At 71.8% G+C, this 13,594-nt stretch carries 8 protein-coding genes; 5 read left to right on the forward strand and 3 right to left on the reverse strand.

Annotation, left to right across the window (positions count from 1 at the left end; all coding sequences use genetic code 11):
* Window positions 1–47: 47 nt before the first annotated feature.
* From ACF07B_RS25180 to moeZ, 3 genes are all read left to right on the forward strand, one after another.
* Window positions 48–1,010 carry an NAD-dependent epimerase/dehydratase gene (locus ACF07B_RS25180; protein ID WP_329301550.1) on the forward strand — a complete coding sequence of 321 codons (963 nt, stop codon included), beginning with the start codon at window positions 48–50 and terminating at the stop codon, window positions 1,008–1,010.
* Complete coding sequence (locus tag ACF07B_RS25185) at window positions 998–1,747, forward strand: spherulation-specific family 4 protein (RefSeq protein ID WP_392180615.1); 750 nt, start codon at window positions 998–1,000, stop codon at window positions 1,745–1,747. The genes ACF07B_RS25180 and ACF07B_RS25185 overlap by 13 nt, the downstream gene beginning before the upstream one ends.
* Window positions 1,748–1,810: 63 nt before the next feature.
* Window positions 1,811–2,989, forward strand: a complete 1,179-nt coding sequence (moeZ, locus tag ACF07B_RS25190) for an adenylyltransferase/sulfurtransferase MoeZ (RefSeq protein WP_362406369.1) — start codon at window positions 1,811–1,813, stop codon at window positions 2,987–2,989.
* 71 nt (window positions 2,990–3,060) lie between these two features.
* Here moeZ and ACF07B_RS25195 read toward each other — a convergent pair whose 3' ends face one another.
* The 3 genes from ACF07B_RS25195 to ACF07B_RS25205 form a co-directional block, all read right to left on the reverse strand.
* The gene (locus tag ACF07B_RS25195) at window positions 3,061–4,614 is read right to left on the reverse strand and encodes an alpha/beta hydrolase (RefSeq protein WP_392180616.1); all 1,554 of its coding nucleotides are present in this window, start codon (window positions 4,612–4,614) and stop codon (window positions 3,061–3,063) included.
* Between the two features lie 115 nt (window positions 4,615–4,729).
* Window positions 4,730–6,271 (reverse strand): alpha/beta hydrolase, encoded by a 1,542-nt coding sequence (locus tag ACF07B_RS25200; protein WP_392180617.1) that lies wholly within the window; start codon window positions 6,269–6,271, stop codon window positions 4,730–4,732.
* 200 nt (window positions 6,272–6,471) lie between these two features.
* Window positions 6,472–9,351 carry a lysylphosphatidylglycerol synthase domain-containing protein gene (locus ACF07B_RS25205; protein WP_369484616.1) on the reverse strand — a complete coding sequence of 960 codons (2,880 nt, stop codon included), beginning with the start codon at window positions 9,349–9,351 and terminating at the stop codon, window positions 6,472–6,474.
* Window positions 9,352–9,536: 185 nt separating this feature from the next.
* On the opposite strand from ACF07B_RS25205, the gene ACF07B_RS25210 reads away from it, so the two are divergent.
* Window positions 9,537–9,902: an MGMT family protein gene (locus tag ACF07B_RS25210; RefSeq protein ID WP_392180618.1), complete on the forward strand. Its 366-nt coding sequence runs from the start codon at window positions 9,537–9,539 to the stop codon at window positions 9,900–9,902.
* A 253-nt stretch (window positions 9,903–10,155) separates the two neighbouring features.
* Window positions 10,156–13,551, forward strand: a complete 3,396-nt coding sequence (locus ACF07B_RS25215) for an ATP-dependent helicase (protein WP_392180619.1) — start codon at window positions 10,156–10,158, stop codon at window positions 13,549–13,551.
* The last annotated feature ends 43 nt before the right edge of the window (window positions 13,552–13,594 follow it).

A 13,594-nucleotide genomic window follows, 5' to 3' on the forward strand; every position in this document is an offset into this window, starting at 1 on the left:
CAGATGATCACCTCCCGAACCGGAGAATCCGCCCCGGGAGCCGCCCGATGAGGGTCCTGCTGATCGGAGCCAACGGGTACCTCGGCCGCTTCGTCGCCGACAGACTGCTGGCCGACCCGGCCGTGCAGCTCACCGCGCTCGGCCGGGGCGACGACGCCGACGTCCGGTTCGACCTCGCCTCGGGCAGCCCCGGCGCGCTCACCCGCTTCCTGGACGCGGTGCACCCCGGAGTCGTCATCAACTGCGCGGGCGCCACCCGCGGCGGTGCCCGCGAACTGACCCGGCACAACACCGTCGCCGTCGCCACCGTCTGCGAGGCCCTGCGCCGCAGCGGCTGCGGGGCCCGGCTCGTCCAGCTCGGCTGCGGCGCCGAGTACGGGCCGAGCCAGCCCGGCTCCTCCACCGCGGAGGACGCCGTGCCGCGCCCGGGCGGCCCGTACGGCGTGAGCAAGCTCGCCGCGACGGAACTCGTCCTCGGCTCCGGCCTGGACGCCGTGGTCCTGCGTGTCTTCTCGCCCGCGGGCCCCGGCACGCCCGCCGGATCCCCGCTCGGCCGGCTCGCCGAGGCCCTGCGCCGCGCCATGCAGGCGAGCGACGGCGAACTCAAGCTCGGCGGCCTCGGCGTCCAGCGCGACTTCATCGACGTCCGTGACGTCGCCCGCGCCGTCCACGCCGCCTCCCTGTCCGCCGCACAGGGGGTCATCAACATCGGCTCGGGCCGCGCCGTACGCCTCCGCGACGCCGCCGCCGTCCTCGCGCGCGTGGCCGGCTACAGCGGCAGCCTGCACGAACTCGACGGCCCGCCCGGCCCGTCCATGAGGCCGTCCATCGGCCACCCCCGTCCCGAACCCGACCACGTGGCCCCGGTGTCCTACCCCTACCCGGACGGCTGCGGCAGCTGGCAGCAGGCCGACGTGCGCACCGCGCGCGACCGGCTCGGCTGGCGGCCCCGGATCAACCTCGAGGAATCCCTGGCCGACATCTGGATGGAGGCGGCATGTCGTATCTGACCAGAACCGCGACCGGCAGCGCGAGCACCGACCTGGGACTCGGCGTCGGTGTCCCCGGCTATGCGCATCCCCTCGTCGCTCCGCTGGAATGGGACGAACTCACCCGCCCCGGCACCCCCTTGCACTGGGTCGTCCTGAACGTGGACAGCGGTCCCGGCGAGCGTCCCGACCCGCGCTGCCTGGAAGCCACCGGACGGCTGCGCAACGCGGGCGTCCGGGTGCTGGGACTCCTCGACGCCGCCCATGGCGTACGCCCGTTCGGCGAGACGATCGCCGACGCGCGCCGCCATCTCGACTGGTACCAGGCCGACGGATTCCTCCTCGACCGCTGCCCCACCGAACGGGCCGCGCTGCCCGACGTCCGCCGGACGGCCGACGAGCTGCGCGCGCTCCGGGACGGCGCCCACCTCGTGTTCGGCCACGGCACCCACCCGCACCCGGGATACGCCGAGAGCGCCGACCAACTGGTGACCTTCTCGGGCCCCTGGAGCGAGTACCGCTGGTCGCAGGTCGCCGAATGGACCGCCGACTATCCCCCCGAGCGCTTCTGCCATTTCGTGCACGGCGTGCCGCGCGGTCACCTGGACGAGGCACTGCGCATCGCGCGCTGGCAGGGGGCCTCGACGATCTACTTCACCGACCGCACCGATCACGGCGGGACGGCCGACCCCTGGGAGACGATGCCCGGCTACTGGGACGAGATCGTCTCGCGGATCGGAACGGGTGTCTCGGAATGAAGAAGGGCGTGGCAGTGTTACGGGGAGAACAACCGTAGTGATAGACCGACCAACGGAGTCCCCGTGTCGCTGCCACCCCTGGTCGAGCCAGCCTCTGAGCTCACCGTAGACGAGGTCCGCAGGTACTCCCGCCACCTGATCATCCCCGATGTGGGCATGGACGGGCAGAAGCGGCTGAAGAACGCCAAGGTGCTCTGTGTGGGCGCCGGCGGCCTCGGATCGCCGGCGCTGATGTACCTAGCCGCGGCGGGCGTCGGCACGCTCGGCATCGTGGAGTTCGACGAAGTCGACGAGTCGAACCTGCAGCGTCAGATCATCCACAGCCAGGCGGACATCGGCCGTTCCAAGGCCGCGTCCGCGCGCGATTCCGTACTGGGCATCAACCCGTACGTGAACGTGGTCCTTCACGAAGAGCGGCTCGAGGCCGAGAACGTGATGGACATCTTCAGCCAGTACGACCTGATCGTCGACGGCACCGACAACTTCGCGACCCGTTACCTGGTCAACGACGCCTGCGTGCTGCTCAACAAGCCGTACGTGTGGGGCTCGATCTACCGCTTCGACGGACAGGCCTCCGTCTTCTGGTCCGAGCACGGTCCCTGCTACCGCTGCCTCTACCCGGAGCCCCCGCCGCCGGGCATGGTCCCCTCCTGCGCCGAGGGCGGCGTCCTCGGCGTGCTGTGCGCGTCCATCGGCTCCATCCAGGTCAACGAGGCGATCAAGCTCCTCGCGGGCATCGGTGAGCCGCTTGTCGGCCGCCTGATGATCTACGACGCCCTGGAGATGCAGTACCGCCAGGTCAAGGTCCGCAAGGACCCGAACTGCGCGGTCTGCGGCGAGAACCCCACCGTCACCGAGCTCATCGACTACGAGGCCTTCTGCGGCGTCGTGTCCGAGGAGGCCCAGGAGGCGGCCGCCGGCTCGACGATCACTCCCAAGCAGCTCAAGGAGTGGATCGACGACGGCGAGAACATCGAGATCATCGACGTCCGTGAGATCAACGAGTACGAGATCGTCTCGATCCCCGGCGCCAAGCTGATCCCGAAGAACGAGTTCCTCATGGGCACCGCCCTGGCGACCCTGCCGCAGGACAAGAAGATCGTCCTGCACTGCAAGACGGGTGTCCGCAGCGCGGAGGTCCTCGCCGTCCTGAAGTCCGCCGGTTTCTCCGACGCGGTGCACGTCGGCGGCGGTGTGATCGGCTGGGTCCACCAGATCGAGCCCGAGAAGCCGGTGTACTGACCGGCCGACCGGCCCGCTCTTTCGATGGCGGGGGTTTCGCGAACCGGGTGTTCGCGAGACCCCCGCCTTCGTCATGAACAGACCTTGCCGTCCTTCGGCACCGTTCCGTCCAGCAGATAGCTGTTCACGGTCGAGTCGACACAGTCGCTCCCGCTCCCGTAGGCGCCATGGCCCTCGCCCTTCCAGGTGAGCTCCACACCGACGCCCTTGCCGAGCTCGTCCGCCATCCTGCGCGCGCCCTCGTAGGGCGTCGCCGGGTCCCCGGTGTTGCCGACGACCAGGACGGGTGCGGCTCCCGGCGCACTGACCTCGGGAGTGTCGTACTGACCGGCCACCGGCCAGTCGTGACACCAGCCCGCCGTGTCCCAGCCCATGAAGGCCCCGAAGACGGGCGAGATCTTCTCGAACTCGGGCAGCCGCTTCCTGGTCTCCTCGGGAGTCGGCCGCTCCTTGTCGTCCAAGCACGATATGACCCGCTGGGACTGGGTCGTCGTGCCGTAGTGTCCCGAGGCGTCACGGTCGTTGTAGTCGTCGGCGAGCTTCAGCAGGGCCGAGCCGTCCCCGTCCTCGGCGTCCTTCAGGGCTTCGGTCAGACCCGGCCAGCCCGCCTCGCTGTAGAGCGGCAGCACGATGCCGGTGAGAGCCAGCGTCTGGCTGAGCTCGCGCCCGCCGGACGTGGGCAGCGGGTTCGCGTCGATCCGCTTCAGCAGGTCCGCGATCTTCCGGGAACCCTGCTTCGGGTCCTGCCCGGTGGACTTGAGGTAGTCGTCCAGGGCGCGCTGGAAGCCCAGCGTCTGGTTCTTGGCGTGGCCCACGGTGTCGGCGCTCGGGTCGACGACCGCGTCCAGTGCCAGGCGCCCCACGTTCTTCGGGAACAAGTGGGCGTACACACCGCCCAGTTCGGTGCCGTACGAGATGCCGAAGTAGTGCATCCGGCGGTCGCCGAGGACCTGGCGCATCAGGTCCATGTCGCGGGCCGTGTCCGTCGTCGAGACATGGGACAGCAGCTTCCCGGCGGCCTTCGCGCAGCCCTTCCCGAAGTCCGTGGCGTCCTTGAGATACGCCGCCTCCTCGGCCGCGTCGTCCGGTGTCGCGTCCACCGACTCGGAAGCCTGGATCGCCTTGTCCCCGCGGCACCGCACCCCTTCGCTGGCAGCCACCGCGCGCGGGTCCCAGCTCACCAGGTCGTAGCGCTCGTGGAGCGGGCCGACGATGCTCTCGTACCACGGCATCGTGGAGACGCCCGAGCCGCCGGGGCCGCCGAAGTTGAACAGGAGCGAGCCGATGCGCTTGCTCTGGCCGCCGGTCGCCTTGGAGCGGATGAGCGCCAGGCCGATCGTCGCGCCGCGCGGCTTCGCGTAGTCCAGCGGCGCCCTGAGCGTCGCGCAGCGCCAGCCGCTCCCGGGTGCGGGGGAGTCCGAAGTGCCTTTGCAGCGGCCCCAGTCGAGCTTCTGCGAGGTGAGCGAGGCCGGCAGCCCCGGTGACCCGCCGGAGGGCGGCGCGGTGGACGGCGTCCTGTCGCCGTTCTTCCCCTCGTTCTTGCCGTCGGCCGGTGAGCCCCCGCCGCAGCCGGCCAGCAGCAACGCGGCGGCGGCCGTGGCCGTCCACCGTGCGAAACGTGTCATGAGTGCCCCCCTCGCCGGTGGTCCGCACGAGTTCGCGGATCACATGCAGGCCATAGTAGGCGCCGGCCGCCGACCGCCGTCGAGGCCTGTGGATAACGCTCTGACCTGCGGTTTTCTAGGAGCAGATGGTGCCGGCCGACGGCACGGTGCCCTCCAGCAGATAGCCGTTCACCGCGCCCTGCACGCACTTGTCCTTGCTGTCGTACGCCCCGTGCCCCTGGCCCTTGTACGTCAGCTCGACCCCGACGCCCTTGCCGAGCGCGTTCACCATCGCCCGGGCGCCCTCGTACGGTGTCGCGGGGTCGCCGGTGTTGCCGACCACGAGGATCGGTGCCGCGCCGGGGGCGCTGACGTCCGGGTGCTCGGCGGCTCCCGGCACCGCCCAGTCGGTGCAACTGACCATGCCCCAGGCCAGATAGTCGCCGAACAGCGGTGAGGCGGCCCGGAATGCGGGAACCTTCGACTTCACGAAGTCCGCGGTGTAACGCGGCTTGTCGTCGGCGCAGTTGATGGAGATGTTCGCGGGGGTGATGTTGCTGTACTGGCCGTTCTCGCTGCGCCCGTTCATCGAGTCCGACAGCAGCATCAGCACCTTGCCGTCGCCGTCGTAGGCCTGCTGGAGTCCCTCCGTCAGGTACTCCCAGAAGTCCTTGGAGTACAGCGACTGCGCGATGCCGCTCGTCGCGGCGGTCTGGGTGAGCCGGCGGGGGAAGACACCGGGGATCGGCTTGCTGTCGAGCTCCTTCAGCAGCCGGGCGATGCGGTCCTTGACGTCCTGCGGGCTGTCGCCGATGGGGCAGTCCTCGACCTTCGAGGTGCAGTCCTCGGCGAAGTTGTCCAGCGCGAGCTGGAAGCCCCTGGCCTGGCCGAGGGAGCTCTGTTCCACGTTCTGGGTCGGGTCGACGACCCCGTCGAACACGGCTCGGCCCACGTTCTTGGGAAACAGGTGGGCGTAGACGCCGCCCAGTTCGGTGCCGTAAGAGATGCCGAAGTAGTGCAGCTTGTCGTCGCCGAGCACCTGCCGCATCAGATCCATGTCGCGAGCGGCGTCCGTCGTGCGCACGTGGGGGAGGACCTTGCCGGAGTTCTTCTCGCAGGCTCCGTTGAACGTCCTGGTGTTCCGCAGGAGCGCCTGCTGTTCGGCGGCGTCGTCCGGAGTGGCGTCCTGCTGGAAGAACCTGTCGAGCTGCTGGTCGTTCTCGCACTTCACCCCCGCGCTGCGGCCGACTCCGCGCGGGTCGAAGCTCACCAGGTCGTACCGGGTGCGCAGAGCGGCGTAGTCCTGTCCGAAGGCGGGCAGCGTGGCGACGCCCGAGCCGCCGGGTCCGCCGAAGTTGAAGATGAGCGAGCCGATGCGCCTGCCGGGGTCACCGCTCGCCTTCGCCCTGATCAGCGCGATCCCGATCGTGGCGCCCTTCGGTTCGGACCAGTCGAGGGGCACCTTCAAGGTGGCGCACTGCCATTCCGCGCCACCCGGCAGCGGCGAGGGGGCGTTGCCGCCGCCCTGGGCCTCGGACGGCGCCGGGCACGCCTTCCAGTCCAGCTTCTGCGCCGTCAGATCCTCATCCTTGGAGCCACCGCTGCAACCGGACACCCACGAGACCAGCAGGGCGGCGGTGACGAACACGGCGGCGGCACGCGGGGACGGGTTCGGCATGTTCCCCATCCTGCGGGCGGGCGGGGTGGGGCGCTCGGGGCACGAGCCGTGTGGGTGAGGGCGCGAGCCAGGGCCCGCGCCCGTGGGCGCGGGCTGGGACGAGGCCGTCCGTCCGCCGCCTCTACGCGCCGGCACAGGGGCCGTCGGCCCGCCGCTGGTACGGGTTGCACGGGGGCGTACGGGCCGTCCTCGCGCGGACCCTAGAGCGCGCCCTTGCGTGTCAGGTGGTTGAAGAACAGCCATCCGGGCAGCACCGGGATCCACAGGGTCAGCAGCCGGTAGAGCAGCACCGCCGGCGCCGCGACCTCCTTGGGCAGGCCGACGGCGATCAGGCCGACGGTGAGGGTCGCCTCGACCGCGCCCACGCCGCCCGGGGTCGGTGCCGCCGAGCCGAGCGCGTTGCCGGCGAGGAAGACGACGGCGACACTGGCGAGGCTGAGCGTGGTCGTCTCCTCGTTGCCGAACGCCCGGATCGACGCGTCCAGGCACATCACGAAGCAGGCGGTCAGCAGCAGCATGCCGCCGATGCCGGTGACGAGCTTCTGCGGTCGCTGCAGCACGTCCAGCATGCGCGGCACGACGCCCGCGAACAGCGACCTCACGCGCGTGGAGACGAACTTGCGCAGCAGCGGCACCGACGTCACCACGAGGATGAACACCGCGACCGTCAGCAGGCCCGCGATGACGGTGCGGGACGGGGACAGGGACGGCGTCTTCTCCGTACCGGTCAGATAGCCGAAGGACAGCAGCATCAGGATGTGGCAGCCGAGCCCGAACAACTGCGACGCGCCGACACTCGCCACCGCGAGCCCGGGCCGCACCCCGGCACGCTGGAGGAAGCGCGTGTTGAGGGCGACGCCGCCGACCGCGGCGGGTGCCACGATCTTCACGAACGAGCCGGCGACCTGGGCCGCCGCCGTCCGCAGGAACGGCACCCGCTCGGGTACGAAGCCGAGGAGGCTCATCGCCGCCGCGAAGTAGCTCAGGGCGGAGAACAGCGCGGCCGCCGCCACCCAGCCCCATTCGGCATTGTCGAAGAGGGTCCCGAACTCGATGTGGGTGAGCTGGGTGAGCAGGAAGTACGCGCCGATCGCCCCGGCGATGAGACTGATCAGCGTGCGGGGCTTGACCCGCTCCAGCCGGGCCGGCTCCACGGGCGCCTGGGGTCTGATCAGCAGCACCTGGTGGCGGATCTGGGTGAGCAGGTCCTCCTCGCGCGCTTCGTCCAGGGCCTCGTCGATCGCTCGCTTCTCGGCGCGCTGCTCCGCGCGTACGGCCTTCTTCCCGGCCTTCTCCGGCAGCGGCGGGGCCGGTTCCCCGCCCTCCTCGGCGGCTTCGGCGGCGCGGGCGAGTTTGGCCTGCCGCGAGGCCTCCAGTACCGCCTCGCGTTCGCGCTGCGCGCGTTCGCGGGCGAGTCTGCGCAGTGTCGCGCGCGTGGAGCGCGTCAGCGCGATCGGCTGGAGCATGGGCAGGCAGTCCGCCACGGCGTCCGGGCCGAGCACGCCCACCGCGGACGCCACCGCGCGCTCGGCGCCCACGCGGAGCCCGAGGGTGGTCACGAGCTGGGCGATGTCCATGCGCAGGACCAGATCGCCCGCCGCGATCTCGCCGCCGCGCAGATCCGTGAGGATCACCGTGCCGGAACGATCCACCAGAATCGCGTCGCCCGCGAGCCGGCGGTGCGCGATGCGCCGGGACTGGAGCGCCTGCACCTGGTGCCAGGTGTCGCGCAGCAGTTCGTCGGTGATCAGCTCGTCGGGCACGGAGTCCAGGGTGTGCGCGCCGGTGTGCTCGTAGACGAGCATCACGGCGTCCGGTCCCAGCTCGGAGGTCGCGATCAGCTTGGGCGCGTTCGCGCCGGCCGCGATGGCCGCGTAGGCGAGGAGCGCTTCCTGCTCCAGGGCCTGGCGCAGTGACTGGAGGCTGCGGCGCGTGGTGATGCCGCGCAGCGTGAGCCGGCGCCAGGCGCGGTAGAAGAAGCCCTGTGCCTGCTGCTCGCGGTCGACGACCGTGACGTCGAGCGGTGGTCCGTCCTCCAGGGTGACGAAGTAGCGCCGGCCGCGGTCGCCGCTCTCCGTGCTCTCCGGCATCTCCTCGCGGGCGGCGCTGACCGGGTGGAAGCCGACGTGGCGAAGGCCCGCCATCAGCGTCCGTCCGGTCGGCCGCACGTTCGGCGAACCGACCGCGTACAGCGTCCCGTAGGCGACGGTCCAGCCGATCAGCACCGTCAGGATGATCGAGAACGGGGTCGTGTAGCCGGTGACCAGCATGGAGAAGGCGTCGAGGAGCAGCACGACCCACAGGACCCCGCGCCAGCGCGGTCTGCGGGACATGCCGACCGCCGTCATGTAGGCGATGACCGGTGCGAGATAGCCGTGCACCGGGTCGGTGAGGGCGTGGACGTCGCCGGGCGAGGGCTGGGTGAGCGCCTCCTGGATGGAGCCGGGGGCGCCCTTGGCGACCCAGAGGTCCGTGGCGAGTGTCACTCCGTGCGCGAGGACCGCGGCGAGGACGCCGTCGGCGATGCGCAGTCCGTCCCGTTTGATCAGCCGTTCGATGGCGAAGGCGACCGGTACCAGGAGGATCGCGATGCTGGACGCCAGTCCGGCGATCTTGATCAGCAGATCGGGTGCCTGCCCGGTGCCCTTGTTGATGTCCTGTTCGAGGCCCGAGGTGGTGCCGTGCGCGAACGCGGCGATGGCCAGCAGCACCACGATCGCGAGAACGCCGACCAGGAGCCGCATCAGGTCGGAGGGGCGGTGCACGCGCGCGGGAAGGAGCGGTTCGTCGCCCTCGACCTCGTCCGCGTGGACCTCGTCCGCGCAGACGGTGCCGCGCTCGTCCCGCCGCTTCTCGTCCCCGGGGGTCGGGGTCGAGGTCGCCCGGGTCTCGGGAGACGCGTTTTCCTGGGCCTCGGGCGAGGATTCCGCGGCGTCGCCGGAGTCCGTCCCGCCCGTCACGGAGAAGGACTCATTCGTTGTGTCGTCCGTGTCCTTCTCGTCGACGCCCTCGGTGTCCGGGCGTGACGAGGCAGCGGAGGTGCCCTCCGCGTCTTCGGGGTGCACGCCCTGCTGCCTCATGGTCTCTTCTTGATCTCGTATCACCAGTCACCGCCCGCACGATGGTGGCATGCCCGACCGACACACGGGGGCATCAGGGTGCAAATGCGGGGCGCGCAGTCTGCTACAAGCGTCACCCGGCGGGAAGGAATACGCACAGTCGCCGCGGGGCCGCGTTGTCGGTGGCGTGGGGCAGGATGGGGCGGATGAGCGAGGAGAGCCTTCCGGCGGACGCGCTGCCGGAGTACGCGGAGCGGGTCCTCGACGTCGCCGAGCAGATCCCGCCCGGCCGCGTCATGACGTACGGCGACATCGCCGAATGGCTGGAGGAGGGCGGGCCGCGCCAGGTGGGCCGGGTGCTGGCCCTGTACGGCGGAGCGGTTCCGTGGTGGCGCGTCATGCGCGCCGACGGGGTACTGCTGCCCGGCCACGAACTGGACGCGCTGGCCCGCTACCGCGCCGAGGGGACGCCTCTGAAGGAGGCGAGCCGGGCCGCCGCGGGACATCTGCCACGCGTCGACATGAGACGGGCCCGATGGGACGGCGGCGATCGCGCGGAAGGTCACACCTGACAGCTTCCGGCATTCACGGGGCCGAAGGGGACACTGAGGCCCGTACGAGGGAAACGAGGCACATCCGTGACATGCCGTACGTTCGTACGGCATGGGACGCACGGGACGTGCGAGGCGCGAGGGAAGAATCGGAAGCCCTCCTTCCATGAACCGGACCGGCGTAGCGTCGTCGGCACGCGTCCCCCTCTCCCGCGGTCACCGCCCTCGCGCGGCAGTCCGCCAACCAGTACGACCACCAGGACCGGCGAACCACGTGAGCTCGACTTCCTCCAGCAGGCGCCTGACGCACCCCTCCGTGCGCCAGGGGGCCCGTGGTGCGTACCGGCTGGTGCGCACCACGCCGGCCCGGGTGGATCCCCCTCGTCTTGACGCAGGACAGCGCGCGGTGGTTGACCACGGGAGCGGACCGCTGCTCGTTCTCGCGGGTCCCGGTACGGGCAAGACGACCACGCTCGTCGAATCCGTGGCCGCCCGGATCGAACACGGAGGCGACCCGGAACGGATCCTGGTGCTCACGTTCAGCCGCAAGGCGGCCGTCGAGCTCCGCGACCGCATGGCGCTGCGCATCGGCGCCGCCCGTGCGCCCCGGGCCACCACGTTCCACTCCTTCTGCTACGCCCTGATCCGGGCCCACCAGGACAGCGACCTGTTCGTGGAGCCCCTGCGACTGCTGTCCGGCCCCGAGCAGGACGTGGCCGTGCGCGAGCTGCTCGCGGGCCAGCCCGATCTGGAGCGGCTGGGCCTCGCCCATGTGCGCTGGCCGGACGAACTGCGCGCCTGCCTGACCACGCGCGGCTTCGCGGACGAGGTCCGCGCGGTCCTCGCCCGCAGCCGGGAACTCGGGCTCGGCCCCGACGCCCTGGATGCCTTCGCGCGGCGCATCGGCCGCCCGGACTGGGGTGCGGCGGCCGCCTTCCTCGCCGAGTACCTCGACGTCCTCGACCTGCAAGGAGTCATCGACTACGCGGAACTGGTCCACCGCGCGGTGCTCCTCGTCCGCCGCCCCGAGGTCGCCGAACGGCTCGCCGCGCAGTACGACGCCGTCTACGTGGACGAGTACCAGGACACCGACCCCGCGCAGGTGCGGCTGCTGCGCGGCCTCGCCGGCGGCGGGCGCACCCTCGTCGCCTTCGGCGACCCCGACCAGTCGATCTACGCCTTCCGCGGCGCCGACGTGAACGGCATCCTGGACTTCCCCGACGCCTTCCCGCGCGTGGACGGCCGCCCGGCCCCGGTCGAGGTCCTCGGCACCTCCCGCCGCTCGGGCGCCGGTCTGCTGGAGGCCACCCGCCGGCTCACCCTGCGCATGCCGCTGACCCGGCTGCCGGCGCAGAAGGTGCGCGCCCACCGCGAGCTGTCCCCGGTACGGGACGGGGGGCACGTCGAGGTCTACACGTACCCGACGTCCGGGACGGAACTCGACAACATCGCGGACATCCTGCGACGCGCCCACCTGGAGGACGGTGTCCCCTGGGGAGAGATGGCCGTCCTCGTGCGCGCCGGTTCCCGCACGATCCCCACGATCCGGCGGGCGCTGACCTCGGCCGGCGTGCCCCTCGACATCGACGGCGACGATCTGCCCCTGCGGCACGAACCCGCGGTCGCACCGCTGCTGACGGCGCTGCGGGCGGTGGCACGCGCGGAGTCGGAGACCGGTACGGACGGGGCGTCCGGCGCGGCCGGGAGGCCTGGCGCGGACCAGACGCCCGGACCGGACGGGACGTCCGGCGCCGCCGACGATCCGCGGGAAGGGACGGCCGGCGTCCACGCCGCGTCCTGGCTCGGCACCGAGACCGCGCTATCCCTCCTGGCCTCGCCTCTCGCGAGCATGGACGCGGCCGACCTGCGGCGCCTGGGGCGTGCCCTGCGGGAGGAGGAGCGGGCCGGCGGGAACCTCGTACCGCCGCCGTCCGACGTCCTGCTCGCCCGCGCGCTGGCCGAGCCGGAGCGGCTCGTCGCGCACGATCCCGCGTACGCCCGGGGCGCCCAGCGCCTCGGCGCGCTGCTGCGCAAGGCGCGTGAGCGTCTCGCGGGCGGCGGAACGGCCGAGGAGGCCCTGTGGGACCTGTGGGACGGCACGCCCTGGCCGCAGCGCCTGGAGCGGGCCGCCCGGCGTGGCGGCGCGGCCGGCCGCAACGCCGACCGGGACCTCGACGCGGTGTGCGCGCTGTTCGCGACCGCCGAGCGCGCCGAGGAGCGCACCGGGGGCCGTGGCGCCCTGAACTTCCTGGAGGAGATCGACGCCGAGGACATCGCGGCCGACACGCTCACCCGCAGGGCTTTCCGACCCGACGCCGTACGCCTGATGACCGCCCACCGCTCCAAGGGCCTGGAGTGGCGCCTCGTCGTCGTCGCGGGCGTCCAGGAGGGCCTGTGGCCGGATCTGCGCCGCCGCGGCTCCCTGCTGGAGGCCGACCGCATCGGGCGGGACGGACTCGCCGAACCCCTCACCCCCGGGGCACTCCTGTCCGAGGAGCGCCGGCTGTTCTACGTGGCCGCCACCCGCGCGCGTGAACGGCTCGTCGTGACAGCGGTGAAGGCACCGGCCGACGACGGCGACCAGCCCTCCCGTTTCCTCACCGAGCTCGGCGTCGAACCCAAGGACGTGACCGGCCGCCCGCGCCGCCCGCTGGCCGTCGCCCCGCTGGTCGCCGAGCTGCGCGCCACCACGGTCGACCCCCGTGTCTCGGAGAACCTCAGGCAGGCCGCCGCCCGCCGCCTCGCGCGGCTCGCCGCGCTCGCCGACGAGGACGGCCGCCCGCTGGTCCCCTCCGCGCACCCCTACCGCTGGTGGGGCATGTACGAGCCGACGGAGAGCAAGGTCCCGCTGCGCGACCGCGACCAGCCCGTCGTGCTCTCCGGCAGCGCCCTCGACCAGCTCGCCAACACCTGTGCCCTGCAGTGGTTCCTCGGGCGGGAGGTGAAGGCCGACGCGCCCGCGACAGCCGCCCAGGGCTTCGGCAACGTGGTCCACGTCCTCGCCGACGAGGTCGCGTCCGGACGCACCCCCGCGGACCTCGACGTCCTCATGGAGCGCCTCGACTCCGTGTGGAACGCGCTCGCCTTCGACGCCCCCTGGAAGTCCGCCCAGGAGAAGGAGCACGCGCGCGTAGCGCTCGAACGCTTCCTGAGGTGGCACGTCATGGACCGCACCGGGCGTACGCCGGTGGCCAGTGAGCACGACTTCGACGTGACGCTCGAAGCGGGCTCCTACGAAGTGCGCATCCGCGGCTCCATGGACCGTGTCGAGGCCGACACCGAGGGCCGCGCCTACGTGGTCGACTTCAAGACCGGCAAGCAGGCGCCGAGCGCCGCCGAGGTGACCCACCACCCGCAGCTGGCCGTCTACCAGCTCGCCGTCGGCGAAGGCGCGGTCGACGAGGTCTTCGACGGCGTACGTCCCGAGGCGGGCGGTGCCGAACTCGTGCAGCTCCGCCAGGGCGCCGCCAAGAAGAACGGCGGCGAGACCCTTCCCAAGGTGCAGGCGCAGGAGCCGCTGGAGGGCGAGTGGGTCGGCGACCTGCTGGCGAACGCGGCCGGCAAGGTCCTCGACGAGCGGTTCTCGCCGACGACGGGCCAGCACTGTACGCACTGCTCCTTCCGGGCGTCCTGCAGTGCCCGGCCGGAGGGCCGCCAGGTGGTCGAGTGAGCGGCCCCGGGAACGTCGCGTCAGCGAGTGACGTATAGCACCA

Origin of the sequence: Streptomyces sp. NPDC015532, from assembly GCF_043078065.1 — a bacterium.
Lineage (GTDB): Bacteria > Actinomycetota > Actinomycetes > Streptomycetales > Streptomycetaceae > Streptomyces.